At 71.7% G+C, this 24,795-nt stretch carries 20 protein-coding genes and 1 pseudogene; 8 read left to right on the top strand and 13 right to left on the bottom strand.

The window, feature by feature from the left end:
- Window positions 1-49: 49 nt before the first annotated feature.
- Together ACIPC1_RS03110 and ACIPC1_RS03105 are read left to right on the top strand one after the other, a co-directional pair.
- Window positions 50-1,435, top strand: coding sequence for an FAD-dependent oxidoreductase (locus tag ACIPC1_RS03110; protein ID WP_402512757.1), 1,386 nt, complete (start codon window positions 50-52; stop codon window positions 1,433-1,435).
- An 89-nt stretch (window positions 1,436-1,524) separates the two neighbouring features.
- Window positions 1,525-2,424 (top strand): RimK family alpha-L-glutamate ligase, encoded by a 900-nt coding sequence (locus tag ACIPC1_RS03105; protein WP_402512755.1) that lies wholly within the window; start codon window positions 1,525-1,527, stop codon window positions 2,422-2,424.
- Window positions 2,425-2,446: 22 nt separating this feature from the next.
- Here the strand turns inward: ACIPC1_RS03105 and ACIPC1_RS03100 are convergent, their stop codons facing one another.
- The 10 genes from ACIPC1_RS03100 to ACIPC1_RS03055 form a co-directional block, all read right to left on the bottom strand.
- Entirely contained in the window at window positions 2,447-3,052 is a 606-nt protein-coding gene (locus ACIPC1_RS03100; RefSeq protein WP_384385705.1) for a hypothetical protein, read from the bottom strand.
- Complete coding sequence (locus ACIPC1_RS03095; protein WP_402512754.1) at window positions 2,955-3,863, bottom strand: FkbM family methyltransferase; 909 nt, start codon at window positions 3,861-3,863, stop codon at window positions 2,955-2,957. Before ACIPC1_RS03095 ends, ACIPC1_RS03100 begins: the two co-directional genes overlap by 98 nt.
- The gene (locus tag ACIPC1_RS03090; protein WP_402512752.1) at window positions 3,860-4,087 is read right to left on the bottom strand and encodes a Trm112 family protein; all 228 of its coding nucleotides are present in this window, start codon (window positions 4,085-4,087) and stop codon (window positions 3,860-3,862) included. The genes ACIPC1_RS03095 and ACIPC1_RS03090 overlap by 4 nt, the downstream gene beginning before the upstream one ends.
- Entirely contained in the window at window positions 4,084-4,989 is a 906-nt protein-coding gene (locus tag ACIPC1_RS03085; protein WP_402513381.1) for a hypothetical protein, read from the bottom strand. The genes ACIPC1_RS03090 and ACIPC1_RS03085 overlap by 4 nt, the downstream gene beginning before the upstream one ends.
- 15 nt (window positions 4,990-5,004) lie before the next feature.
- On the bottom strand, window positions 5,005-5,760 hold the full coding sequence (locus ACIPC1_RS03080; protein WP_402513380.1) for a class I SAM-dependent methyltransferase: 756 nt from the start codon (window positions 5,758-5,760) through the stop codon (window positions 5,005-5,007).
- The gene (locus ACIPC1_RS03075; RefSeq protein WP_402512750.1) at window positions 5,760-7,079 is read right to left on the bottom strand and encodes a condensation protein; all 1,320 of its coding nucleotides are present in this window, start codon (window positions 7,077-7,079) and stop codon (window positions 5,760-5,762) included. The genes ACIPC1_RS03080 and ACIPC1_RS03075 overlap by 1 nt, the downstream gene beginning before the upstream one ends.
- Window positions 7,076-11,908, bottom strand: a complete 4,833-nt coding sequence (locus tag ACIPC1_RS03070) for an alpha-(1->3)-arabinofuranosyltransferase family protein (RefSeq protein WP_402512749.1) — start codon at window positions 11,906-11,908, stop codon at window positions 7,076-7,078. The genes ACIPC1_RS03075 and ACIPC1_RS03070 overlap by 4 nt, the downstream gene beginning before the upstream one ends.
- The gene (locus tag ACIPC1_RS03065; RefSeq protein ID WP_402513378.1) at window positions 11,905-12,630 is read right to left on the bottom strand and encodes a class I SAM-dependent methyltransferase; all 726 of its coding nucleotides are present in this window, start codon (window positions 12,628-12,630) and stop codon (window positions 11,905-11,907) included. The genes ACIPC1_RS03070 and ACIPC1_RS03065 overlap by 4 nt, the downstream gene beginning before the upstream one ends.
- Window positions 12,631-12,824: 194 nt before the next feature.
- Window positions 12,825-14,015, bottom strand: coding sequence for a glycosyltransferase family 4 protein (locus ACIPC1_RS03060; RefSeq protein WP_402512747.1), 1,191 nt, complete (start codon window positions 14,013-14,015; stop codon window positions 12,825-12,827).
- Between the two features lie 286 nt (window positions 14,016-14,301).
- Entirely contained in the window at window positions 14,302-15,279 is a 978-nt protein-coding gene (locus ACIPC1_RS03055) for a DUF3068 domain-containing protein (RefSeq protein WP_402512745.1), read from the bottom strand.
- A gap of 286 nt (window positions 15,280-15,565) precedes the next feature.
- On the opposite strand from ACIPC1_RS03055, the gene ACIPC1_RS03050 reads away from it, so the two are divergent.
- The 4 genes from ACIPC1_RS03050 to ACIPC1_RS03035 all read left to right on the top strand — a co-directional run bounded on the left by ACIPC1_RS03050 (window position 15,566) and on the right by ACIPC1_RS03035 (window position 18,818).
- Complete coding sequence (locus ACIPC1_RS03050; protein WP_402512743.1) at window positions 15,566-15,718, top strand: hypothetical protein; 153 nt, start codon at window positions 15,566-15,568, stop codon at window positions 15,716-15,718.
- A 105-nt stretch (window positions 15,719-15,823) separates the two neighbouring features.
- Window positions 15,824-17,068: a PucR family transcriptional regulator gene (locus tag ACIPC1_RS03045; protein WP_384385679.1), complete on the top strand. Its 1,245-nt coding sequence runs from the start codon at window positions 15,824-15,826 to the stop codon at window positions 17,066-17,068.
- A gap of 137 nt (window positions 17,069-17,205) precedes the next feature.
- A complete protein-coding gene (locus ACIPC1_RS03040; protein ID WP_402512741.1) occupies window positions 17,206-17,979 on the top strand; it encodes an IclR family transcriptional regulator in 774 nt (257 codons plus the stop codon).
- The gene (locus ACIPC1_RS03035) at window positions 17,976-18,818 is read left to right on the top strand and encodes an SMP-30/gluconolactonase/LRE family protein (RefSeq protein WP_402512740.1); all 843 of its coding nucleotides are present in this window, start codon (window positions 17,976-17,978) and stop codon (window positions 18,816-18,818) included. Before ACIPC1_RS03040 ends, ACIPC1_RS03035 begins: the two co-directional genes overlap by 4 nt.
- A gap of 89 nt (window positions 18,819-18,907) precedes the next feature.
- Here the strand turns inward: ACIPC1_RS03035 and ACIPC1_RS03030 are convergent, their stop codons facing one another.
- Entirely contained in the window at window positions 18,908-21,856 is a 2,949-nt protein-coding gene (locus tag ACIPC1_RS03030; RefSeq protein WP_402512738.1) for a beta-galactosidase, read from the bottom strand.
- A 71-nt stretch (window positions 21,857-21,927) separates the two neighbouring features.
- Between ACIPC1_RS03030 and ACIPC1_RS03025 the strand changes: the two are divergent.
- Window positions 21,928-22,125 (top strand): annotated as a pseudogene (locus ACIPC1_RS03025) (transcriptional regulator); the annotation flags it as partial.
- 46 nt (window positions 22,126-22,171) lie between these two features.
- Here ACIPC1_RS03025 and ACIPC1_RS03020 read toward each other — a convergent pair.
- Both ACIPC1_RS03020 and ACIPC1_RS03015 read right to left on the bottom strand, forming a co-directional pair.
- Window positions 22,172-22,714, bottom strand: a complete 543-nt coding sequence (locus ACIPC1_RS03020) for a hypothetical protein (RefSeq protein ID WP_402512736.1) — start codon at window positions 22,712-22,714, stop codon at window positions 22,172-22,174.
- Between the two features lie 372 nt (window positions 22,715-23,086).
- Window positions 23,087-23,653, bottom strand: coding sequence for a helix-turn-helix domain-containing protein (locus ACIPC1_RS03015; RefSeq protein ID WP_402512735.1), 567 nt, complete (start codon window positions 23,651-23,653; stop codon window positions 23,087-23,089).
- A 113-nt stretch (window positions 23,654-23,766) separates the two neighbouring features.
- On the opposite strand from ACIPC1_RS03015, the gene ACIPC1_RS03010 reads away from it, so the two are divergent.
- Window positions 23,767-24,690: an SDR family oxidoreductase gene (locus tag ACIPC1_RS03010; RefSeq protein ID WP_402512733.1), complete on the top strand. Its 924-nt coding sequence runs from the start codon at window positions 23,767-23,769 to the stop codon at window positions 24,688-24,690.
- Window positions 24,691-24,795 lie beyond the last annotated feature (105 nt).

The following is a 24,795-nucleotide window of genomic DNA, read 5'->3' as shown; positions in this document are numbered from 1 at the left end:
TCCCCGGAGTGCCAGTGTCTGGAGCGAACGACCTTCCGGCGCACGGCCGATGAGGTCCGCCGTCGTCCTCGGCGGCAGCCACGCCGGCATGCTCGCGGCCCGCGCGCTGACCGAGTCCGCGGACCTCGTCACCATCGTCGAGCGCGATGTGCTGCCCGAGGGACCCGAGGGCCGCAAGAACCTGCCCCAGGCCCAGCATCCGCACGGGCTGTGGTCCGGCGGTGCACGGGCGATCGAGGAACTCCTGCCGGGCTTCAGCAGCCGGTTCCAGGAAGCCGGAGCGCACCGCCTGGCGCTCACCACGGACATGGTCGCGCTGTCGTCGCAGGGCTGGTTCCGGCGCTGGACCGAGTCCCATCACATGCTCCTCGGCAGCCGTGACCTGCTCGACGCGACCGTCCGCGCGCAGGTCCTCGGCGACGACCGGATCAGGCTCGTCGAGCGGACCCAGGCGCTCGGCCTCGAAGGAACCTCCGCCACCGTGACGGGAGTTCGCGTCCGGGACCACGACGGAGTCGAGCGCGTCCTTGCGGCCGACCTGGTCGTCGACGCCACCGGACGTGCCTCCCGCGCACCGGAGTGGCTCAAGGCCCTCGGCCTGTCCGCACCTCAGGTGCGCGAGGTCAACTCCGGCCTGGCGTACGCAAGTCGGATGTACCGTGCCCCCCAGCACGCGCGACACGGCTTCCCCGTCGTCAACGTGCAGGCCGCCAACCGCGACCCAGGGCCCGGCCGGTCGGGCTATCTGGTGCCCATCGAGAACGGGCGCTGGCTGGTCATGCTGACCGGCACCCGAGGCGGCGAACCCACCCCCCACGAAAGCGACTTCGAACGCTTCGCCACCGAGGAGCTGCGCCACCCCGTCATCGGTGAGTTGATCGCGGGCGCCGAGCCGCTGTCCGGTGTCGCCTTCACCCGGTCCACCTCGAACCGCCGCTACTACTACGAGGGTTCGCGTCCCTGGCCCGACGGTTTCACGGTGCTGGGCGACGCGCTCGCGGCGTACAACCCGGTCTACGGCCACGGCATGTCGGTCGCGGCGCAGAGTGCCGTCGCGCTGCGCGACACGATCCGCGCCCGGGGCTGGGGGAGCCCCGGGCTGGCCCGCGCCCTACAGAAGGCGGTGGCCCGGCCGGTGAACGCGGCGTGGGACCTCGCCACCGGCCAGGACGTCTTCTACCCGGGCGCGACGGAGAACGGCCCCACGCTCAGGGACAGGATCCTCGCCGCGTACGTCGACCGCCTCCTGCTCACCGCCACCGGCAACGGCCGCATAGCCCGCCGCTTCACCGACGTGTCGTCGCTGGAGCGCGGCGCACACGTCCTGCTCACGCCCAGCGTGCTCCTCGCCGCCGTGGCCGGCCCGCTCAAGCCGCAGCTCACCGGGCCGCCGCTCACGGCCGAGGAGTGGAAGGCCGCCGTCCCCCGCGGGTGAGTCGCCCCTCCAAGGGAACCGCCTGGCCCGGCCCCGCGAGGCGTTGTTAGCCTGCGGAAACATCACCAGGAGTTGCCTGCCGTACGAGGATGGAGTCCACCGTGGCCCGCAGTGCCGCACGTGCCCGTATCGCGCTCGCCACCTACGCCCCCAGTGAGGAGTCGCCCAAGGACCGGGACCTGCCCGTGCTGGTGGCGGCGCTGGAGGAGGCGGGGGCCGAGGCCGCTGTCGCGCGCTGGGACGATCCGGAGGTCGACTGGGCGGGGTTCGACCTCGTCGTGATCCGGTCCACCTGGGACTACAGCTGGCGTGTCGCGGAGTTCGTGGCCTGGGCGGAGCGGTGCGGGCGGGCGACGCGGCTGGTCAATCCGGCGGGCGTGGTGCGGTGGAACGCCGACAAGAGGTACGTCGGGGACCTGGCGCGGGCCGGGGTTCCGGTGGTGCCGACCCGGTATCTCGCGCCGGGGGATCCCGTCGACCTTCCCGAGGACCGCGAGTTCGTCGTGAAGCCCACGGCCGGCGCGGGCGCGCGGTATGCCGCCCGGTACGCCCCCGAGGAGCGGGAGACGGCCGTACGACAGCTCGCGCGGATGCACGCGGAAGGGCTCACCGCGATGGTGCAGCCGTACGTGAAGAACATCGACGCCGGTGGAGAGCGGGCACTCCAGTTCTTCGGCGGGCGGCTGCTGCACGCCAGCCGGAAGGGCGCCGTCCTGGAGCCCGGGACGGCGTACGACGAGGTCAAGGTCGCCCATCCCCGGCTGGAGCCCTGGGAGCCGACCCCGGCCGAACTCTCCGTCGCGGAGCACGCGTTGGCCGCCGTACCGGACGCGGGAGAGGTGCTCTACGCGCGCGTGGACCTCGTCGACGGCGAGGACGGGGAACCCTGCGTGATGGAGCTGGAACTGATCGAGCCCAATCTCTTCCTCTGGCTGCACCCGGAGTCGGTGCCCGCGGTCGCGCAGGCGATCATCACGGCCGCCCACTGACGCTTACGCGCTGCAACAGGGGTTATGGCTGCCCCTTGACGCCAACCCGCTGCAACAGCCCCCAGGTGAACTCCGCCGCGCAGTCGTGTCGTACGCCCGATGTGTCCGGGGCCGCGAAGGCCAGACCCCAGCGGGTCGGTGCCGTGCCTTCCAGGGGGCGGGCGGGGGCGAAGGCGTGGGCCGCCTCGTCGACGGTGCAGGACCAGGGAGTGAGGTCGTCGAGGGTATCGAGGACCGGGCCCGGGGCGCCTGGGGCGCGGACCAGCCACTCGTTCCAGGCCACCCCGTTCGGGGCGACCAGGACCTCGAAGCGGAGGTCGGGCCAGAGGGGGACGGGCCAGAGCAGGGCCTCGCAGGCCAGGTCGCCGATCTGGCGGGGGATCACCGACTCAGGGGTGCCCAGGATCGAGCGGTAGCGGGAGATGGCCGCGCGGGAGCGCGGGGCGTGCTGCATCGCCTGCCAGCGGCGGTTGGCCTCGCGCATGTCGGCGATGGAGACGCCCAGCTCGTGGCGGGCGTCCTCGACGAGGTCAGGGTTGTGGTCCGCCATGCGGCGCAGCAGGACCAGCTGGAAGTCGAGAGGCGTGAAAGGAGTCGTGGGGCGTTTCGCGGGCGGCATGCGGTCCATCGTCGCGTATGCGCGCGGCGCCCGGACGGCGGCCGTCCGGGAGAAAGAGGACGGAGTTCACATAGCGGGGGCCGCGCGGCGGAAGCACCCTGCGCAGCAGTCCCTGCGAGACGACGTGGGACGTACGGGCCTGGTGCGCTTCCAGGGGGAAGGACGCGAGGGGCAGCCAGGTGTCGCCGGGCAGCACCCAGCCCACGTAACCCTGCTGGGTGAGGTGCGCGATGACGGGGGCGACGGGCTGGATCCGGGACTCCAGCTCGATGAAGAGGGCCGGGCGGTCGTGGGCGATGAGGGCGCTCGCGCCACGCAGGACCGCCAGTTCGTTGCCGTCCACGTCGATCTTGATGAAGTCGACGTCGTGGAGGTCCAGGCTGTCCAGGGTCAGGCAGGGGACGGCCAGGGCGCGGGCGTGGATGTCCCTGCGGACGAGGGAGGACACGCCTCGGTCGCCGGCGTCGTCCGGGGGGAGCCACAGGTGGGCGGTGCCCCGGTGGTCGGAGGCGGCGGCGTGGATCACGCGGACGTTCGCGGGGGTCGCGGAGGAGAGGAGCCGGGCCAGGTGCGGGACCGGTTCGACGGTCACCACGCGGTCGGCCCGGGTGGCCAGACGGCGTGTCCAGGGGCCGTACCAGCCGCCCACGTCCACCGCCGTGCCGCAGCCCGGCGGGCAGAGGTCGGACAGCCGGGCCAGTTCGGGTTCGAAGCGCGGGTAGACGAGGCGGGCGGTCGCGGCGACCAGCCGCGTGGGCAGGAAGCGGGCAAGGCGGGCGGTCAAGGTCCTCGGCGCAGGGCCGTTCGCAGGGCTGCTCATGGGGCCATCCGCTTGAGGAGTTCCTCGTGTTCGTCGGCGCCCACCTGCTCCCCCGAGGACGGCAGCAGTTGCGGAATGCCGTCCACGATCGGGTAACGGCGTTGCAGGCGTGGGTTGTACAGCGCGGCTTCCGAACCCACCGACTCATCGGGTACGAGGAGGTGGAGCGGGCCCTTGTCCAGCGGGCAGGCCAGGATCTTCAGCAACGGGTCGTCGGGGTTCACGGGGGAGTCAACTCCTTTGTGGCAACGGGGGGTTGGGGCGCGGTGTCGTGCTTGGGCATGGCGAGCAGGACGGAGACCGCGAGAGCGGTACCCGCCAGGCGCAGCGCGAGCCGCACGGGTTCGTGCGGCAGCGCCTCGCCGAACGCGAGCGTGCCGAGCACGGCCGTGAACAGACTCGTCACCGTCGTGCAGACCGGCACGATCAGCGAGGCCCGGCAGCGCTGTAGTGCCGCCTGCGACATGACCAGGCCGAACGCGCCGGTGAAGAGCAGGAGATAGGGGTACGGGGAACGCAGCAGGTCAACCAGCGCGCCGCCCAGGCCACTTGTCGTCAGATAGCTGGACACACCCTTGATGGCGAGCGAGCTCACCCCGTACAACAGGCCCACCGCCACGCCGTATTCGACGCCGGTGGACGGCGTCCGGTGCCGGTGCCGGGAGCGTCGCTCGGCGGCCCCGTACAGCCAGATGCCCGCCGCCAGGGACGGCAGGCAGACGGTGAGGATCAGCGGCGCCGGAGCGCTACGGCTGACCGTGTCCGAGTCCTCGCTCAGCGACAGCACCACCATCAGCAGCGCGGCGAGGATCGCGCCGAGTGCGTACCGTTCGCGGCTCGTCGTCCGCTCGCCCAGTAGCCGGGAGGAGAGCAGGACGAGCAGGACGAGACCGGAGACGAAGATGCCCTGGGCCGCGGCGATGGGAAGCGTCCGGTAGACGGCGAGCTGGGCGCCGAACCCGGCGGCGAGGGACAGCGAGCCGCCGATCCACAGCGGGCTGCCGAGGACCAGCCGCAACAGCCGGGCGGGGCGGCGGATCTCGACCTCAGGCAGGGCCGCCAACGCGCGTTTCTCCAACACGAATCCGGTGCTGTACAGGACGTTCGCCAGCAGGGCCGCGGCCACCCCCCACCACATGGTCTATGTCCTTCGGGCGTGCAGGAGCAGGATGGAGGACGCCGACGGGACCGCGCAGGCCAGCCGGTCCAGCGCACGCAGCGGACGCGGTACGCCGTGGAAGGGCGCCCCCTTCAGCCGTACGACCTCGAATCCGGCGGCGGACACGAACTCCCGCAGCGCGCGGGCCGTGTAGAGCCGGAGATGGCCCACGACCTCCTTGCCGGGGCGGCCGTGGATCGCGCGCAGACTCACCTCCGAGAACACCGGCTGCACGCCGGCCAGCAGCAGGGCGCGGTTGTACCAGGCGGCGAGGTTCGGGGTGGAGAGCATCAGGTGGCCCCCGGGGCGCAGCACCCGGCGGAGCTCGTCGAGTGCGGAGTCCGGGTCCACGAGGTGCTCGATCACCTCGCTGAACAGCACCGCGTCGGCCGATCCCGTCGCGAACGGCAGCCCGCCGTCGGAGAGTTCACCGCGGATCGCGTACGGCACATGGGCGTGGGCCCGGCGGAGCGCGTCCTGCGACCAGTCGACGCCGACCAGGCGGTGCCCCGCAAGAAGAGGTGCCGCGGTCGCGGCCGCGCTGCCGTCGCCGCAGCCGACGTCCAGGACGGTCTTCGCACCCGCCGTCGCCGGGCCGAGCGCGGCGGCCAGCATCCGGGCCTGGCGCAGGCTGCGCGCGCTGCCGGACGCGACAGGGACAGCCGGATCCTCGTAGAAGTCGCGAAGTCCCCGGCGTACGACGCCTGTTGTCGGCGTGGCCGCGGGAGCCTTGGTCATCATGGGCCGTCCTCCTCCGTCGCGTGCAGATAGTGCTCGAAGAGGTCGCGGAGGTGGGCGCCGTCACCCTGGCTGAGCAGGGTCCGCGACCAGCGCAGGGCGACGTGCAGGCGGCCCGCGGTGGAGGCGGTGGTGACGGTCAGGCCGCGGGGCATCCGGGCCGGCGCGGAGAACCAGACCGCGGTGGCGCGGCCCGCCGCCTTCCCGAAGTCCAGCGGGTACGGGATCCGCCCGATGTTGCTCAGCAGCGTGGTCGAGGTCCAGGGCGCGGCGGCCCTGCGCAGGCCCCGGGTGACGGCGGCGCGCCAGGACACCGGGATCACCGGAGCGGTCAACAGGGTCGCGCCGTGGCCGAGTTGGGGGCGCTCCTGGGACTTCAGGGCCTGGGTGCGGAGCGCGGTGCGGCGTAGCAGCTCGCCCATCCTCTCCGCGTCCAACTCCTCCGGAGCGAAGGGGACTTCGACGAGTCTCGTGCCGTTCCCGATGGGCATGCCCATGTCCCTGGGTCGGTCGTCGACCGGCATGGTGATCCGCAACGGGCGGGGCCGGGCGCCGTGTTCCCTGTTCCAATGGGCGAGCATCAGGGCCGTCGTGACCATGAGCTGGTCGTTCACCGTGTACGGGGAGCCCTTGGGGCGGCGCGGGACGCTGAGCTCGGTGACGAGCAGGCCGTTGCCCGGGGACGGTTCGGGGGTGCCGTGGGCCACGCGGGCGGGCGGTGCCCAGGTGGAGGGGGTGTCCACCCGCTCGGCCTCGGGTGCGCCGGGTGTGCGTACGGGGGGTGCGGTGGGGGAGTTGTCCCGCCCGCCGTACAACTCCGCCGCCGTGGCCAGGATGCGGAGGCAGGCGGGGCCGTCGAGTGCCGTGTGGTTCATGGTGAGAAAGAGGACGGTGCCGTCGGTCGCGCCGTCCTCGTCGACGACTTCCAGGCGTACCGGCGGCGCCGCCGACAGCGGCGGGGCGTCGTCCAGCGCCCGGTCGCGGGCGTGCTTGAGGGCGTCCCGGTCCGGCGGCGGGAACGTCACGACCTCCACGTCCGGGCCGTCCGTGAGCTCCCACTCGTACCGGAGCCGGTACCAGCGCCCCGGCGCCTCCCGCATCAGGATCCGGGGGTGCCGACGCAGGGCCTCGGTGAAGGCCGACCGCATACGGACGGGGTCCAGCCGGCCGGGCACGTGCACCTCGATATGGACCGTCTCCGGCTCCGCCTCCTGCAGACAGTGCCGGGCGACTTCGTCGACAACGGGGAAGGGGACCCGTGCGGGGGGCCCGACCGGCCCACCCGCGCTGTTCCGTGCGGGGTGCTCGACCGCGGTCATATGGCCTTGGCCCTCCCTGCGTCGTCCGACGGTGCCGTCCCTGGGCCGTCCGACGGTGCCACCCTTGTGCCGTCCGACGGCGTCGCCCTGAACCTCGGCCCGCGGAACGCGAACCGCGCCGTCGGCGAGGCCCCTACCGGCTGGGCGGAGCCGGGCCCGCGAGCGGAGATCGTCGGCCCGGACTCGGGCCGAGTCCGCTCGCTCGCAGATTCCAGTCCCGGCCGGGGAGAATCCAGCCCCTCCGGCGTCTGAGGAGCGGGGTCCGGGGCGGAGCCCCGGGAAGGGACGGGTAGGGGCGGAGGGGGCGAATCAACGCCGGTACCCGACTCGGACCGCGCCACCGACGCGCTGGGATCGGCGTCGGGGTTCTCCTGGGCGGGTTCGGTTCCGGTGCGGGGCTTCCGCTCGGTGGGTTCGGTTTCGGTACGGGGCTTCCACTCGGTAGGCCCGGCTTCGGTGCCGCGCTTACCCTCGGTGGGTTCGGTTCCGGTGCCGCGCATACCCTCGGTGGGCTCGGCTTCGGTGGCGGGCTTCTCCCCGGCAGGCCCGGTTCCGGTGCCGGGCTTCCGCTCGGCAGGCCCGCCCCCCGCGCGGGGATCGAAACCCGGCCCGGGGTTCTCCCCCCGCACCCGCTGCGGCAACGGCGCGGTCGGCGCCTCCGAACCGGGTGAGCCCGGTGACGACGACCGCCGCCATGGCGGCGGACCGCCGGGAGCGGCCTCCCCGACCGTCACCAACCCCGCGAACAGCCCAATCAGCGCCAGCAGTTGAGCCACCGCCGAGAACGCGCCCGCGTCCGCGGACACCGCCTCACCGGCCCCCGTCGCGGCAGCGATCCCCGCCCCGGTGAGCGCGAGGAACGCGATCGGTACGAGGAGCGCGTGCCGTTTCCACGCGAGCAGCGCCAGCGCGGGGACCAGCAGTGCGAAGAACCCGGCGATCACGATCGCGACCAGCGTGAGCGCGACCAGGCCCAGCCATACCCCGGGCCCCGGCGGCACCGGCTGCGGTTCGTCGGGGTTGGGTTCGCGGCGGCGCCACAGGACGAGGCCCACGAGGGCGGCCACGCCGACCCCACCGCCGATCAGCCCGGCCTCGTACGCCGTCGAGGGCTCGTACGACAACTTGACCGTGCCGCCCGCGCCGGACGGGATCTGCCAGCCCTGCTGCCAGCCGTCGAGCCGTACCGGTGTGAGTTCCTTGCCGTCGAGCGTCGCCTTCCAGCCGTCGTTGAAGTTCTCGTACGTCGTCAGGTACGAGGCCGCGCCCGAGCCGACCGTCACCTCGCGTCGGTCGCCCAGCCAGTCACGTATCCCCAGATCACGACCGGCGGTGGCGGCCTCCGTGACCGTCCCGCGGGTCAGCGTCACGTCGGTGACGGTGAGCGGTCCGGCGTCCCCGGCCTCGACCCGGTGCGAGCCGGTGCCGAGGTCCAACTCGGCGTCGTCGCTGCCTTCCTGGCAGAGGGTCAGGTCGATGGCCCGGCGTTCCACGAGGTCCGCCACCGTCCCGGTCGCGCTCGTCTCGTACAGCTTCCCGTCGACCGCGACCGCGGGCCCTTTCCCGCAGGGGAGCGAGAACTCCCGGGTGCCCGAGGGCTGCGGGGTGCGGTACTGGTCGAGCGCCGGGATGTACGCCTCCGTCAGACCGACCGGCAGTTGCAGGTCGGTGTCCGCGACCGGGTTGTGGACGGTCAGCGGCGCGGTCTCGGTGACGGTGATGTCGAGCCGGTCGGTGGTGATGGGCTCGAAGCGGGCCCAGCCGTTCTCGTCGACGCCGACGATCGCCGCCCCGTCCGGGGAGCTGATGGCGATCTTCGTCGGGCGGGTGGACAGGCCGCCCGCCGGGGCCAGGACGATCGAGGAGACCGGCTGCTTGTCCGGCCAGCTCAGGTGGATCGTCGGGTTGTCGCCCGCGATCCACGCCGTCGTCAGGTCGCCGTCGGTGAGATTGCGCGCCGAAAGACCCGCGCCGAGCTGCGCCGTCGAGTCGGCCGTCGCGACGATCCGGCTCTGCTGCTCGGGCGCCACCTCGTACAGCAGCTTGTCGAGTTCCTCGCCCGGGACCGGGACCGCGCTCGCCTTGATCTCGTACGTCCCCGCCGTCGACGTCGAGAAGGTGCGGTGCAGGCCCGCCTCCGTACCCGTCGGGGACAGCCCGGTGGGGTCGGTGGACCGGTGCAGGGAGACGATCTCGGCGGTGGCGTCCGAGTCGGCGGCGTCCGTCGGGAGCTTCAGCAGGCGGGTCACCTGGACGTCCGGGATGTCGATCTCGGAGAAGCCGGCGCCGGTCAGGCCGGCATGCTGCTCCGTGGAGTCGACGATCGTGATTTCCAGCCAACTCGTCGACCCGGACGGCGACTTGATGCCCTGCGTCATCCCGTTCGGCTGGAGATAGCTCGTGGCGGAACCCTTCTCCGTCTCCACCCGGACCCGCGTCGCCGCCGAGCGCACACCGTCCTGCGGCAGCGGAGTCACCTTGAACGAGGACGGCATGTCCACGGAACCGGTGAAGCCGACCCGCAGCCACTGCCCGTCCGCCGAGCCCGCCGCACCCTCCGCCCACGCGGTGTCCGGGTTGCCGTCGAAGGCGTTCACGGGGTCGTACTGCGGGAGGTAGAAAAGCCAGTTGCCGGTCGAGGAGGCCGTCACCGAGCGGGCACCGCGCAGTTCGGCGACCGTCTGGTGCTCGATGCCGCTGGTCGGCAGGATCTGGTGCGGTTTCTCGCCCGGGTCCTGCGCGCTGTCGCTGTCGTTGCGCTGGTCGGCCGTGTACGTGTACGAGGTGTTGGCGTTGACCAGCCCGAAGCGGGTGTCGGCCCGTCGCAGCCCGTCCCCGACCACCTGGAGGGCCGGGGTGCCGAGGCCGGGATGGTTGTCGCCGGTGAGCACGGCGGCGCGGTCCCGCATCGACGGGTCGGCGGAGAGCGGGAGGAGCGCCTCGGGGCCACCGGAGACGACGGCCGTATCGGCGATCGGCTTGAGCCCGGCCTGCCCCGGCCGTGCCACGTCCTCGCTCGCCGGTTCGTAGATCTCCACGGCCCGCTGGCGCGGATACAGGCCCTCGACCTGCAAGGGGGTGTCCTCGGCGATCCGGCCACCGGTCATTTCGGGGCCGAAGCCCGTCACCCGCTGGTAGCCCGACTGTTCCAGGGTCCGCTTCACGGTCGTGGTCGGGACATAGCCCAGCTGGTCGGGGTCCAGGTCATTGCGTACGACGACGTAGTAGAGGCCGGCCCGGCTCAAGTAGTCGGCCAGACCCGGGACTTCGGCGCCCGTCATCAGCGACTGCTCGACCGCGTCCATGGCGCGCCGGTTGCCCGCGGTGCCGAAGGGGACGTAGTCGCGTTGCGCCCAGCGGGACTCGGCGAGCACGTCGAGGGGCTGGTCGATGGTGGAGCCCCAGGTGTAGATGCCGTGCGCGGTGGCGGGGACGACGAGGGCGCGGGAGTCGGGGGAGTACTTCTCCAGCCAGTCGGCCGTGGACTGCCAGTACTTGGGGAGCTCCTGGAACGAACCCGGGTTCAGGATCGAGCCGTTGAGATACGGCCAGGCGAGCCCGGGGAGCACCAGGACCGCCGCGATCAGCGGAGCGTAACGGCGCCCGCGGACCCGTCTGGCCCCCCGCTGTTCCGAGGCGATCCCGACCAGATGGGCCAGCCCGAACACGAGGGCCAGCGCCAGGCCCGTCTGGAACTTGTAGATGTTGCGGAAGGGGACGAGCCCGCCGTTCAGCCAGTCCTGGACCACGCCGTGGAAGGGCGCGCCGAACGAACCGCCGTATCCGGCAAGGGTGATGAGCACGACCGACAGCACGGTCAGCACCAACCAGCGCCGCTCGGGCAGGTCACGGCGGGCGAGCCCGGCAAGACCGAGGCCCGCCGCGAGCGCCGAGCAGACGACCACGATCACCGAGGAGACGACCGTCCAGCCGGCCGGCAGCCAGGCCTCGCCGAAGTGCAGATACGCGACCCAGTTGCCCGCGCCGCGCAGGGTCTCCGTCGCCGACATGGTGGCCGTCGTGGTCTGCGAAGTCTCCACGTACGGAAGGAAGTTCTCGCCGTAGATGCCCAGCATCAGCAGCGGGACCACCCACCAGGCGGTCGCCAGGATCACGCCCGGCACCCACCAGGCGATCAGTTTGCGCTGCCGGGGGCCACGTGGACGGGAGAGGAGGTACAGGCCGACGGGGAGCAGCGCGGCGAGGGTCGAGGCCGCGTTCACCCCGCCCATGAAGGGGATGACCAGCGCCGAGCGGAGGGCCGCGACACGGGCGCTGTAGCGCTCGTTGGTGAGCGGGAGCAGCACCCAGGGGAGGAACGCGCCGGGGAGCGCGGCGGCCGAGGTCGAGCCGACGACGATCGTGAACACCGGCCACAGTGCGTACGCGAGGGCGGCGAGCAGCCGGGACGCGGGCGTGCCGATGCGCAGCCGCTCGGCCAGCCGCAGCGCGCCCCAGAACGCGACGGACACGATGAGCGACATCCACAGCCGCTCCGCCAGCCACACCGGCAGGCTGACCAGTTTGCACAGGCCGTAGAACGGCAGCATCGGCCAGACGTACCCGACGTACTGGTCCTGGATGCCGCCGAAGCCGCCCCGGTCGTGCCACAACTGGCCCAGATCGGAGAGGAACTGCCAGGGATCGAGCGCGACTCCGAGCTTGGTGTCGAAGGTCGTGCGCCCGGGGTGCACGACCAGGAACAGCACGAACAGCACGGCCCAGAAACCCAGCAGCCACCGCCGCGACCGCGGCCCCTGCGGGGGGCCGGAGGTGGTCGCGGTGGGGCGGACGGCTGCCGGGGGTGGAGCCTGGACCGTGCTCGTCATGGTGAGGACCGCCGGAGGATGAGAAGGAGATTCCAGGTGGCGAACTCGCGCAGCCCCGGCGCCTTCGCGACGGCTCCCGCGAGGAACGGCCAGTAGCGGGAGCGCGCCGAGACGACCCTGACGTCGTCGCGTGAGCGCACCTGCCGCAGGGTGGTTCCGATGTGCACGGTGAAGAGGTTCTCGCCGAGGGTGTGCTTGGCGGGCTTTCCGGTACGACGGTGGTAGCGGGCCCGCGCCCGCTCGGCGCCGAAGTAGTGCCAGGGCGCCCACTCGTGACCGCCCCACGGGGACAGCCAGTTGGTGAACGACACATAGATCAGCCCGTCGGGCCGGGTCACCCGCACCAGTTCGCTGATGAACGTCTGCGGATCGGCCACGTGCTCAAGGACGTTGGACGAGAAACAGACGTCCGCGACCCCGTCCGCAAGTGGCAGCAGATAACCGTCCGCCACGACCGCCGAGCCGGGCGGCTTCGGCCCCAGCTCCGCGACATCCGGTTCGAAGAGATACGCGTGCGCCCCGCGCCGCCGGAACTCCTCGGTGAAGTACCCGCTGCCCCCGCCGACGTCCACGACGGTACGGCCGTCGACGGCCCCGTCGTACGCCTCGACCTGGTCGGCGGCGTCACGGGCGAGCAGTGAGTAACAGGCCTCCGGGTCGTCCTGCTCGTGCCGGAAGGCCCGGAAAAGGGTGACGGACCGGCGTATGGAGGGGTCCTTCATACGTGCGGTGGCGGCATTCGTGGTGCCCTGCCCGTCACTGTCTCCGCGGCCATTTGTGGTGTCCAGCCCGTCACCGTCTTCGCGGCCATTTGTGGTGCCCTCGTCACCGTCTCCGCGGCCATTTGTGGTGCCGAGCCCGTCACCGTCTCCGCGGCCATTTGTGGTGCCGAGCCCGTCACCGTCTCCGCGGCCACTCATGGTGCCCAGCCCCTCACCGCCTCCGCGGCCACCGCTCTGAACCGGCGGACCGTGTGGTTCCAGCGGTAACGTGCGGCACGGTCGCGGGCCGCTTTGCCCATCAGGGTGCGGCGGTGGGCGGACAGGGCGAGGGTGCACCAGGCCGCGGCGAACGAGGACTCGCCCCGGGCCAGGACACCCGTCTCGCCGTCCACCACCGAATCGCGCAGACCGGGTACGTCGAAGGCGACTGCCGGGGTCTCGCGGACCGCCGCCTCCGTGACCACCAGGCCCCAGCCCTCGACCGCCGAGGGGTGCAGCAGCAGCCAGGCGGCGCACAGCAGCCGGTGCTTCTCGGCCTCGGAGACATGGCCGGCGAACTCCACGCCGGGGCCCGCGAGTTGCTCCAGGCGCTCCCGCTCGGGGCCGTTCCCGATGATCACCAGACGGCCGCCGGTGACCGGGCGTACCCGCTCCCAGAGCCGCAGCAGCAGATCGATCCGCTTGTACTCGACGAGCCGCCCCATCGCCACGAACAGCGGCTCCGGCGAGCGCGAGCCCTGCGGGCCAGGCTCCTCGACCCCGTTGTGCACGACCCGGATACGGTCCCGCTCGACCCCGATGTCGTGCAGCGCGTGGGCCGTCGACGGGGAGACGGCGACCAGCAGGTTGCGGCGCTGTGCGGCGCCCGCCAGCGCCCAGTGTTCGAGTCTGCGGCCGATCCGGGCGGCGGGCGCCAGCGGTCCGCCGAACCGCATCCGCCACAGGTCGGTGTGGACGTGGTTGACCAGGCAGAGCGTGGGGCCGTGGTGCCACAGCGGTGCCAGGTACGGCATGCCGTTGGACACCTCGACGAGCAGGTCGCAGTCACCGATCTGCCGGTGGAACGTGGGGCGGGCGCGCAGATAGTGCCCCAGGTCGCCGCCCGCCGAGACGACCCGGTAGTCGCGGTAGGCCGCGGGCCCGCCGCACAAGAGGGTGACCTGGTGGCCGAGTTGGGTCAGGCCCTCGGCGAGGCGGTCGACCAGGAGTTCGGAGCCGCCGGCCGCCGGGTTGTCGAGATCCCGGCGGGCAAGGAAAACGATTCGGTGCGGCGGCTGGGGAAGCGCCGGAAGGTGCTGCGCGGAGCGCGGGTACGCGGCGCGATGGGGGTCCCCCCGCTCGAACGAAGTCGAGAATGAGGGAGGGGACGGCACGTGCTGGGGCATGGGTGCTCCAACTCGTCTCAGGGTGCGGAACTCAGCGTGGGGGGTCGGACGGTGATTCATCGAGCAGGGGTGCAGAGGTGCAGGGTGTGGATCTGACGGTTGGTCCTGCGGTTGTGGGGGGTCTGGCGGTCCTGCGGGCGGGCCATTCTGTGGGATTTGTAGGCACTTGCTGTATCGGGGGTGTGGACGGGCTGTGCTCGGGTGGGGGTGGATAGTTTTCGCCCAGCGGTTCGATGCTGCTACTCACCTAGGTGACAATTTTTCAGCTTTGTGAGCTGACGCCGCATCACATCGTGGGTGCAGGCTGGGAGGACTCGGGCGTATCGGGATGCGGGCGGCCGCGTACCACCAAAACGACTCCCACCGCGGCGAGTACCAGTCCCAGCGCACCCGCCCCGATCGGCAACGTCTGCCCCACCGCTCGCAGTTGGCCGCTCTCCTCCTTGGCCCGGTCCACCGCGAACTTCTGGGTGTCCGCGGTGAAGGCGAGCTTCTCGGCGTCCAGCAGCACTGCGGCGTCCTCCTTGCCGCCCGGTGCCCTTAGCGTCTTGCGGGGTCCGACCTGCGCGTACAGCACGCGGCCCGTCCGCTGGTCGACGACGAGTTCGACGAGGTGGTTGGCGTACCACTCCTCGGCCAGCACCTGGCTGCGCTCGGGTTCGCCGACGATCGCGCCCGGCACGAGCCGCGTCCCGGTCTTGGTCGCCGGGACCGTACCGGTGAACCGATAACCCTCGTACCCCTGAATCTTCTTGGTACCCCGGAAGTTCAAAGTCACCGTCGCGCCAAGGGAGTTGTCCCACCAGCGGTACGCGCGTTTCTGCACGTCGAAGGGGAACTTGAGGTACGCCTCGCCCTGGATGTACGGCTTTTCCTGGCAGCAGTGCACCGGCTTGTTGGTCGTCCGGTCCATGACCCACCGGTGCGGGGTGAACTCCAGTGCGTCGTGCGGGTCCGCCGCGGGCAGCGACTTGTCCGTGTCGACCGTGGTCGTCACGTCCCAGACCCCGTTTCCGCTGGTCTCGCTGGCGGCGACGTCACCGCGTACCTTCTGCGTGACGGTGATCTTCTGGTCGGGCACGGTCTCGACCTTGTCGACGTCGAAGACGCTGCCGGTGCCGGTGTAGACGGCGGTCTGGTCGATGTCGATCGGATTCACGGCGGCATGTGGTTTCACGTACCACGCGAGCAGTGGGGCCAGCACGAGGAGAAAGGTCCCGAGACCCAGCAGGATCAGGGCGGCGGGCGAGGCTTTCCGGTGCATCCGGGCACTCCAGGGGGCGTGAGACGGCTCGACACGCGGGTCGTGCGGGCGGGTCGGCACCGTGGGGAAAGTGCACCTGCGGTATGGGCCGGGAACCGTAGGCGCACCCTTGACGGAGTGTCAATGCATTGTCGAGACTGTGGACTTGCCGGACGGGACCGGCGAACATCGGGAACGCACCACGGGGAACGGGCAGGGGTCGCCGACCGCACGACCGTGGGACGACCACGGCCGCGGACGAAGCGGCCGGGGTGGGGACGACCTCCGACAGAGAGGCTCACCCACGATGTCCAGACTGCTCGCCGCCGCACTGACCGTCCTCGGCGCCACCGCACTCGCGGTGGGCGCCGCGCTCGGCATCGTCGCCCTCCTCGAAGCGACCCCCGACCAGCCGAACACCCCGCTCATCACCTACCAGAACGCCGGGCAGGAGCGCTGACATGCCGTCGCGCGCGGGAACGTCGACGGTGACGACACGCGGCCCGTCCCTCGTCGGAGTGTCGATGGTGACGACACGCGGCCCGTCCCTCGCCGGAGCCCCGACGTGACCCCCCGCCCGGGAACCGTCACGACGCGCTCGGCCTGGCGCGACGTCCCGCGCCTCCAGGTGCGCCAGTTCGCGGCGCTCGCGATGGCCGAGGCGCCGGTGCTCGCCGAGGAGATCCTTCAGGAGATCCGCCACGAGTACCCGACGCTGCCCGTCTTCCTCGACGACTCGGGCGAGCCCATGGCGCTGATCGGCATCCGCCGCGCCATCGAGGTGTTCGTGCAGCACCTGGAGACCGCCGAGGGCCGGCCCCGCGTCCACCCGGAGGTCTTCCAGGAGTTCGGCCGCGGCGAAGGCCTCAACGGCCGCAGCCTCGACTCGCTCCAGGCGATCTACCGGCTCGGGGTCAGACTCGCCTGGCGCCGGTTCGCCGAGATCGGGCAGAGGGTCGAGATCCCGCCACCGGCCATGTACGAACTCGTCGACGCCGGATACGAATACCTGGACGGTCTGGTGGACCAGTCCGTACGCGGCTACGCGGAGGCCGCCGCCCGGCAGGCCGGGGAGCGCCTGCGCCTCCAGCGCCGCCTGATGGAGCTCCTGCTCTCCGAGCGCCACCACCGGGGCGACCCGGCCGAGGCGCTCGTCGAACGCGCCGCCCGCATCGGCTGGCAACTGCCCGACAAGGTCGCCGTCGGGGTACTGCTGCGCCCCGCCCGGGAGGCCGTCGCGCCGGCCGTGGGCCAGAGTGTCCTGCTCGACATGGAGTACGAGCAGCCCCGCATGGTCGTGCCCGAACCGGACGCCGCCGGCCGCCCCGAACTGCTGCACCGCGCGCTGACCGGCTGGTCCGGCGCCATCGGCCCGCCGGTACCGCTCGCCGACGCCGCGAAGTCGCTGCGCTGGGCGGAGGCCGCCGTACGCCTGATGGAGCGGCGCCTGCTCCCGGTCGGCGAGGTGCTGCACTGCACGGAACACACCGAGGCGCTGGTCCTGCTCCAGCCCGAGGAACTCATCGACGACCTCGCCCTGCGCTGCCTTGCCCCCCTCGCCCACTGCGGCCCCACCCACGGCCGCCGCCTCGCCGAGACCATGCTCGCCTGGCTGGAAACGCGCGGTGGCGCCCCCGAGGTCGCGGCCCGCCTCGGCGTCCACCCACAGACCGTCCGCTACCGCCTGCGCCAGATAAGGGAACTGTGGGGCGACGAGGTCGACGACCCGGACCGCCGCTTCGAGCTGGAGCTGGTGCTCAGGGCGCAACGCCTGCGCGGGGAACTGGGCGACCCCCGAGCCCGGCGCTAGGTTCTAGCCACCTGCCCCGCACCCACCAGCGGTTACGCACACCGCACACCCATTGCCCACACAAGAGCACTATGAGTAACCTGTGTTCGCAATCCCGATCGACTGTTGACATTTCGAACGCAAGGAGGGGGCCGGCTGTGGGACGTCTTGTACCTGCCGTGACCCGAGCTCTGGACATACTCGAGCTCTTCCTCGACGGGGACGGCACGCTCTCCGCCCCCGACATCGTGCGCAGGCTGCGGCTGCCACGCACGACCGTGCACGAGCTGGTCACCACACTCGCCGCCCGTTCGTACATCGTCCAGGTTCCCAGTCAGCCTGGACGCTACCGGCTCGGTGTCCGTCCGTATCAACTGGGCAGCCGGTACGCGGAGCAGCTGGACCTCGCCGCCGAGGGCCAGCAGGTCGCCCGCTCGGTCGCCGAGACCTGCGACGAGACCGTGCACGTCGCCATCCTGGAGGGTGCCGACGTCATCTACATCGCGAAGGTGGACTCCACGCACGCCGTGCGCATGGTGTCCGCCGCCGGCCGCCGACTGCCCGCCCACTGCACCTCGGTCGGCAAGATGCTGCTCGCCTCGCTCCCCGACCAGGAGCTGACGGCCCGCGTCCCGGACGACGCCGAGCTGGTCGCGATGACGCCCAACAGCATCACCGAACCGGCCGCCCTGCGCGAGGCCCTCGCCGAGATCCGCGGCCGGGGGATCGCCGTGGAGAGCCGCGAGTCCAATCCGGACGTCAGCTGCATCGCCGCCCCGGTGCGCGACCGCACGGGCCAGGTCGTCGCGGCCCTCTCCATCTCCGTACCGATGATCCGCTGGAGCGACGAGCGCCGGGCCGAGCTGGAGCAGCTCGCCGCGAAGGGCGCCGTCGAGCTGTCCGAGCGGCTGGGCCACCGGAGCGTGGGATGACGGCGGTCGAGGTCGCCGTACACGAGCGCGCGACCCTGGGGGAGGGGCCCACGTGGGACTCCCGGGAGCAGCGGCTGATCTGGGTCGACATCCTCGGCTCGCGGGTCCACACCTACGATCCCGCCACCGGCCGTCGCACGGTCATGGTCACCGAGCAGCACGTGGGCGCCGCGAAGCCGCGGGAAGGCGGCGGTCTGGTGGTCAACCTCCGTGACGGCGTGGGGGTTTACGACGGCATCGACGGCTTCCGGTGGCTGCACCGGGAGCTCGTCCCCGGCCGCCGTGGCAACGACGCGGCGGTCGCGCCCGACGGCGCCCTGTGGTTCGGCACCATGCGCTACGACGAGGCAGCGGGCGGCGGCACCCTGTCCCGGCTCGCCCCCGACGGCACCGCGCGGACCGTCCTGGACTCCGTCGCCGTCAGCAACGGCATCGGCTGGAGCCCCGACGGCCGACTGATGTACTACGTCGACTCGCCGACCCGAAGCATCGACGTGTTCGACATCGGCGATGATCAACTGTCGGTCGACAGGCGGCAGTTGGCGGCGGTGGACGACGGCTTGCCCGACGGTCTCGCCGTCGACGCCGACGGCTGTGTCTGGGTGGCCCTCTGGGACGGCGGAGCGGTCCACCGCTACACCCCGGACGGGACCCTCGACCGTGTGCTCGAACTGCCCGTACTCCGCCCCACCGCCTGCGCGTTCGGCGGCGCCGACCTCACCGACCTGTACATCACCACAGCTCGTAAGGGCCTTGAGGCACCGCATCCGTTGTCGGGCTCGGTGCTGGTGGTGCCCGGCGCCGGGAAGGGGCTCCCGCAGCCCGCGTTCGCCGGTTAGCCACGACACGACCGGCATCGGTCAGCCACGACCGGCACCGGTCGGCCACGACGGCCGGTCGGCCACGGCCGAAGGGAACGTGATCCGGCTCAGCCGGACGCGGTGCGGCCGGGAGAGTCCACCACCGTCACCGGTACTCCTCCGGCCGCACTGCCCAGCAGCGTCAGCTTCACCTCGCCCGGACCCGAGGGTGTGGTCCCGTCGGACAGGACGGCGAGGGCCAGTGTGTTCTCGCCACGTGTCCGCAGCACCCCGTTCGGCAGGACGAAGGTGTGCTGGGGGCCCACGTCGTTGATGTACTGGCCCATGTTCCAGCCGTTCAGGAAGATCTGGACGCGGTAGGCGCGGGTCGGGTCGTCGGTGAGCGTGAGCCCGATCGAGGCATCGACGCCGGGGTCGACGGAAAGCCGGAACCCGGTGCGGTACCAGACGACGCCCTGCCGCCGTTCGGCCCGCGGGAAGCCGACCGCCTTCCAGCCGCCGTCCGCGAACCCGGGCAGATGCCAGCCCTCACGTTCCCCGTACAGCCCGCCGTGGTTGAGCGGCCCGCGCACCGGGTCGGGGGCCGCCGCACCCTGGATCCGCCAAGTGACGGCGGGGGAAGCCCCGTTGAAAATTGCGGAGGCCAGCCCGCGGGCAGCCTTGTGGGTGTCGTCCGCCTTCGCATCCTGGTCGTGCTGCATACGGCGGACGAGCACGGAGAGGACGTGCGGCCCCTCGCCGAGGGGGAGGGGGAAGACCGCTGTGTCGGCCCAAGTCCCCTGCCTGACCGTCTTCTTGTCCGGCACCGGCATCCGATGCGTGCCCAGTGGCTGCCCGTCCAGCCAGGCCATCAGCACCCCCTGCGTGCCCGTGGTGAAGGCGAGGGACACGGACTCCGCCGCTCCCTCGAAGCGTCCCCGGTACCAGACGTCTCCGTAGTGGAAGCCGTAGTCGTCGGCGAACAGCACGGGCTGCCCGGCCGGTACGGGGGTGCTGCTGTACGAGGACGTCCTGTCCGCGACCGTCCACCCCGAGTCGTCGAAGCCGGCGGCCGACTCCGGGTTCTCCGCGGACCGCCGCCAGTTGATCAGCACGGGAAGCCGGACCTCCGGCACGCCGGGCAGCCGCTGCTCGGCCAGCAGACTCCCGGAGGACGTGGCACGTGTCCTCAACCCGCCCTGATTCCAGATGACTTCACTCACCCCGCGCGGTCCCCACACCTCCAGATCGGCCGCCTCCACGGTGTCGCCGGTGAGCCGGACGGTCGAGTCGTGCAGGGCGGCGGTACGCAGGAGCGCGGGGCCGCGTACCAGTACCGGGCCCGACGGGGTGTCGTACCGCCACAGCCGTCCGGAGCTCTCGTCGTCCGCGAGGAGCAGCAGCAGCGGCGCCGAGGCACCGCCGCCCTCCACCAACACCCGCACAAGACCGCCGAGTCGAGCCGAGACCCGGAGCACACCACTCTCGTACTCGTACGCCGCGGCCCCCTCAAGCACGGTCACCGTCGGCTCACTCGCGCACTCCAGCGCGGTCTCGGTCCTCTCTCCGGAGCGGCCGGTGAGCACGGCGATGTCCTGCCGTCCGGCCGCGAGCCACAGCATCGGCTGCGCGGTGGAGTACGCCAGCTTCCGCCGCCCGAAGGCGATCCCGGTGGCCAGGAGCCGGGCGTCCGCGGCGGGCACGGTGAGGGGAAGCTCCGAGAAGGGAAGCGCCGTCGTCACCTCCGCCGCGGTGTCGTTGCGTACGACGTAGAAGCGCGCGCCGGTGTCCGGGTTCACCAGCGGATACACCTTGACCTGCGGGTCCGTCCCGGTGACCGGCTCCGCGCGGTCCAGCTTGGCCAGGTCGGGCACGGAGTGCAGCAACTGCCCGATCTGGTGCATCGGGACCAGCTTGGCGGTGGGCTGCCGGGCCTCGTCCAGGGCGGCGCCGTAGTCGTACGACGTGTAGACGATCGGTGCGGGCAGCCATCCCCAGGAGGTGCCGCCGAAGGTCATGTAGACGTTGTGGATCTTGATGCCGTTGGCGAGGTTGGTGAGGTAGAAGCGCCGCTCGTACGCCGCGTCACGCGTCCTGGCCGACTCCGCGTACCCCGTGCCGTCGAACTCCACCCCGCCCCACGGATCGAACCAGCCGCCCCCGAACTCGGGCACGAACCCCGGGGTCCGCGGACTCGCCGTCGAGCCCCCCTTCGTACCGCCGACTCCGAAGTACCCCCAGTCCGGCGGGGGTTTGAAGGGCGACGGATACCCGTCGAAGCCGTACAGCCAACGCCCGCTCTCCCCGCCCGTGTCGAAGGTGCCAGGGGCCCAATAGCCGTTCCTGCCCTTGTCGTTGTGGAACAGCGGCACGTCGATGCCGTCGTCGCGGACCTTGGCGTACAGGTGGGCCATGTAGTCGCGGCCGAGGGGGCTGGTGACGTGGTCCGCGTACTCGTTCTCCAGCTGGTAGAGGACGACCGTGCCGCCGCCGTCGGTGTGCAGGTGCCGGGCCACGATGCGGTCGACGACGGTCAGCCACTCGTCGACGTGCTTCAGATAGGTCGGGTCCGAGGTCCTCGCCACGCCCTCGGTGGCGGTCAGCCAGCCGGGGAAACCGCCCGCGTCGACCTCGGCGTTGATGTACGGGCCCGGTCGCAGGATCACGTACAGACCGGTCTCGGCGGCCATGCGCAGGAACAGGTCGAGGTCGCGGACGCCGGTGAAGTCGTACGTCCCGGCCGCGGGGGAGTGGTAGTTCCAGGACACGTAGATGCTGATCGCGTTGTAGCCGTGGGCGCGCAGCTTCTGCAGGACGTCCCGCCACAGCGACGGGCTCGGGAGGCGGAAGGGGTGGACCTCGCCGGACCACAGGACGACGCGCCTGCCGTCGATCAGCAGCGAGTACGCGTCGAAACCGACGGTGTGCCGGTCGCCGTCGGCACCCGGCGGCCCGGGCGCGGGTGCTGTGGGCGTGGCATCGACGGCGTACGCGCCGCCGTTCCCACTGCGGCTCAGGGAGAAGCCGAGGGCGGTGGTCGTGGCGAGTGCGCTGAAGGTACGTCTGCTCAACACCATGAGGTTCTCCCCTGGACAGCGGCGGCTCGGGTGCGGCCATTGTCCACAGCGATTCGTCCCACAATCGTCGTATGAGGATCTCGGCGCGGGTGGATTACCCGGTACGGGCGCTACCGGAGCCGACCGTCCGGCAGGGCGAGGGCCCACCGGTGAAGGCGGAGGCCCTCGCCACCGGGCAGGCCATCCCGTACAGGTTCCTGGAGGGAATCCTCGCCGACCTCCGGCGTGGCGGCGGCCCGGTCGTCAGCCGGCGCGGTGGCGACGGCGGCCGTGCACCGGCGGCCCGGGAGAACCGGTGGCCGCCGACCCGCGACCTCAGTTGCCGCAGCCCGTGGAGACGCGGGCTTTGGAGGACCAGGTGTGGGTGGTCACGTCGAGGGCCATCAGCGTCGAGTTCTTCGCGTAGCCGTAGGCGGTGCAGTCCAGCAGGCCGGTCGTGACGTCGAAGCCCCCGCCGGGCCGCCCGGAGACGGAGCGCGCGGTGGTGGTCTTGTACCAGCTGGGAACCCCCGGCACGCCACCGTCCTTGAAGAGCGCCATCTTCACCTGGCCTCCCACGGTGAAGCTCTGACCGCGCAGGACGAGGCCGTGGACGCCGATCGTGCTCGGCGCACGGGTGGCCCAGACGTACGGGTTGTATCCGTACGCTTTGCCCTCCACCGCGCCCAGTTCGGTGGTCTTCGGGGGCGCCGACCTGGCGGCGGTCGTACGGGCCGCCGTGTCCGAGTTCCCGCCGCATCCGGTGGTGGCCATGGCCACCGCGGCGAACAGGACCGCGAGTCCGAGTACGGTGACGCGGCGGCCGGAGCCGGCCTTGGACGCGCTGTCCATGGTGTCGTCGTGCGTGCTGTTGCGCATGATGTTCTCCCCCTGGAAATCGTCGGCCGCGACCCCGTGGGCGGCCGGCGTGCAGAGGGACACCGGCCTGCGTACGTCGGTTGCGGCAGCGTGTGCGACGAGACGGTCACAGCGCTGGGCCGGGCGGCTGGCCGGATCATGGAAACCGCAGGCCACAGGTGCTGTCCGGGGGTGGTTCGGCGACCGGGGCGTAGCCGCGAATGTGCCTGCGAGCGGAGGGCCGTACGCCTCGGGGGATTAGCCGGACCGGGCTCTCTGCGGTAGCCGGGGGGAGATGAGAGCCTCCGGCGGAGGGGCGGGTTCCGTCTGTGCGGCGTCCTCGTTCCGCACCATGGGCGCACGCGGGTTCTGCCCTTGGTGTCACCTCGGTGACTATGTGCCCGCGGTCACGGCCTTGAGCTCGTCCAGGGACTCCCGGATGAGCTGTGCCATCGATCGCTGGTTGGTCTCTTCGACCCAGCGTTCGTACGCGATCTTGAAGACGGCGATCCCCGCCTCGGCGGCCAGGCTCGCGGCCGGGTCCGCGACGCCGCGCTGCCGCAACGCGTCGGCGAGTGCCGCGGACAGTGAGGCGAGCTTGATCAGCTCGCGCTCCCGCAGCTCCGTGTTGGCGGCAATGATCTTCTGGCGCTTCTGGGAGTGTGCGCGGTGCTCCTCGAAGACCGCCGCGGCGGCGTCGAGGGCGGCGGCCACCGCGTCGATCGGGGCCGCGGACGCGGGTGTGCCGTTGAGGGCGCCCACGAGGAGCTCCTCCAGTGAGGTCGAGCCCTCGAACAGGACCTCGCGCTTGTCGGCGTAGTGCCGGAAGAACGTCCGCTCCGTGAGCCCCGCCCGCCTGGCGATCTCGGTCACGGTGGTCTGTTCGTACCCGCGCTCGCTGTAGAGCTCCAGTGCGGCCTGCGCCAGTCGGCCACGCGCGTTCGGTTCCCATCTGCCCATGCCCCGGATTCTATGTGATGACAGTGACTGGCATCAGGTGTAGGTTGATGTCAGTTGCTGACATCGACTGCCTCGCCGTGGCGCGAGCAGCCGAACTACTCAGGAGGTCTCCCATGCGCGTGTTCATGACGGGTGCGTCCGGCTGGATCGGATCCGCCGTCGTCCCCGAGCTCATTGGCGCGGGCCACCAGATCACCGGGCTCGCCCGCTCCGACGCGGCAGCCGCTGCCCTCACCGAGGCCGGGGTGGAGGTGTTGCGCGGCACGCTCGACGACCTCGACACTCTGCGCGAGGCGGCCGCCGCGTCGGACGGTGCGATCCACCTCGCGTTCAAGCACGACATCGCCTTCTCCGGGGGCTTCGAGAGCGCCGCCGACGCGGATCGCCGTGCCGTCGAGACGTTCGGCGAGGCACTCGCCGGTTCGGACCGGCCGCTGGTCATCGCCTCCGGGACGCTCGGGCTCACCTCCGGGCGGGTGGGGACCGAAGAGGACGGGCACGGTCCCGCCTCGGATGTCGCCGCCTGGGGCGAGGGCCCGCGGACCCGGCTGGCCACCGCCGAGCTGGTGCTCTCCTTCGCGTCGCGCGGAGTCCGCTCGTCCATCGTGCGGCTCTCTCCGACCAATCACGGGGAAGGAGACAACGGCTTCATGGCGTCCCTGGTCGGCATCGCCCGCGACAAGGGCGTCTCCGGCTACATCGGCGACGGATCCAACCGCTGGCCCGCCGTGCACCGGCTCGACTCCGCGCACCTCTTCGGCCTGGCGCTGGACAAGGCCCCCGCGGGCTCGACGCTGCACGCCGTCGCCGACGAGGGCGTGCCGATCCGTGCCGTCGCCGAGGTGATCGGACGTCACCTCGGAATCCCCGTGGCGTCCGTCGCCCCCGAGAATGCGGGCGAGCACTTCGGCTGGCTGGCAGGTCCCCTGGGGGTCGACAGTCCCGTGTCGAGCGCGCTGACCCAGGAGTTGCTCGGGTGGCGGCCGGCCCAACCCGGGCTGCTGGAGGACCTCGACAAGGGCCACTACTTCGCCTGAGGACGTAGGCCGGGGTGAACGGTTCCCGTGCGGGGGCCGGTTCGGAGGAGGACGGCACGCGGTTCCGCCCGGGCCGGTGAGGCAGGATGAGGTCTCCGGTCGGTG

Source organism: Streptomyces sp. NPDC087263, from assembly GCF_044744645.1.
GTDB lineage: Bacteria > Actinomycetota > Actinomycetes > Streptomycetales > Streptomycetaceae > Streptomyces.
The sequence above is the reverse complement of the archived record's forward strand: the minus strand, read 5'-3'. Positions and strand labels throughout refer to the sequence as shown.

What these genes read in the sequence shown, in the direction of transcription:
- ACIPC1_RS03110 (WP_402512757.1), top strand. Translation starts at nt 50, where the DNA reads ATGAGGTCCGCCGTCGTCCTCGGCGGCAGCCACGCCGGCATGCTCGCG.
- ACIPC1_RS03105 (WP_402512755.1), top strand. Translation starts at nt 1,525, where the DNA reads ATGGAGTCCACCGTGGCCCGCAGTGCCGCACGTGCCCGTATCGCGCTC.
- ACIPC1_RS03100 (WP_384385705.1), bottom strand. Translation starts at nt 3,052, where the DNA reads ATGGACCGCATGCCGCCCGCGAAACGCCCCACGACTCCTTTCACGCCT.
- ACIPC1_RS03095 (WP_402512754.1), bottom strand. Translation starts at nt 3,863, where the DNA reads ATGAGCAGCCCTGCGAACGGCCCTGCGCCGAGGACCTTGACCGCCCGC.
- ACIPC1_RS03080 (WP_402513380.1), bottom strand. Translation starts at nt 5,760, where the DNA reads ATGACCAAGGCTCCCGCGGCCACGCCGACAACAGGCGTCGTACGCCGG.
- ACIPC1_RS03075 (WP_402512750.1), bottom strand. Translation starts at nt 7,079, where the DNA reads ATGACCGCGGTCGAGCACCCCGCACGGAACAGCGCGGGTGGGCCGGTC.
- ACIPC1_RS03070 (WP_402512749.1), bottom strand. Translation starts at nt 11,908, where the DNA reads ATGACGAGCACGGTCCAGGCTCCACCCCCGGCAGCCGTCCGCCCCACC.
- ACIPC1_RS03065 (WP_402513378.1), bottom strand. Translation starts at nt 12,630, where the DNA reads ATGAAGGACCCCTCCATACGCCGGTCCGTCACCCTTTTCCGGGCCTTC.
- ACIPC1_RS03060 (WP_402512747.1), bottom strand. Translation starts at nt 14,015, where the DNA reads ATGCCCCAGCACGTGCCGTCCCCTCCCTCATTCTCGACTTCGTTCGAG.
- ACIPC1_RS03055 (WP_402512745.1), bottom strand. Translation starts at nt 15,279, where the DNA reads ATGCACCGGAAAGCCTCGCCCGCCGCCCTGATCCTGCTGGGTCTCGGG.
- ACIPC1_RS03050 (WP_402512743.1), top strand. Translation starts at nt 15,566, where the DNA reads ATGTCCAGACTGCTCGCCGCCGCACTGACCGTCCTCGGCGCCACCGCA.
- ACIPC1_RS03035 (WP_402512740.1), top strand. Translation starts at nt 17,976, where the DNA reads ATGACGGCGGTCGAGGTCGCCGTACACGAGCGCGCGACCCTGGGGGAG.
- ACIPC1_RS03030 (WP_402512738.1), bottom strand. Translation starts at nt 21,856, where the DNA reads ATGGTGTTGAGCAGACGTACCTTCAGCGCACTCGCCACGACCACCGCC.
- ACIPC1_RS03020 (WP_402512736.1), bottom strand. Translation starts at nt 22,714, where the DNA reads ATGCGCAACAGCACGCACGACGACACCATGGACAGCGCGTCCAAGGCC.
- ACIPC1_RS03015 (WP_402512735.1), bottom strand. Translation starts at nt 23,653, where the DNA reads ATGGGCAGATGGGAACCGAACGCGCGTGGCCGACTGGCGCAGGCCGCA.
- ACIPC1_RS03010 (WP_402512733.1), top strand. Translation starts at nt 23,767, where the DNA reads ATGCGCGTGTTCATGACGGGTGCGTCCGGCTGGATCGGATCCGCCGTC.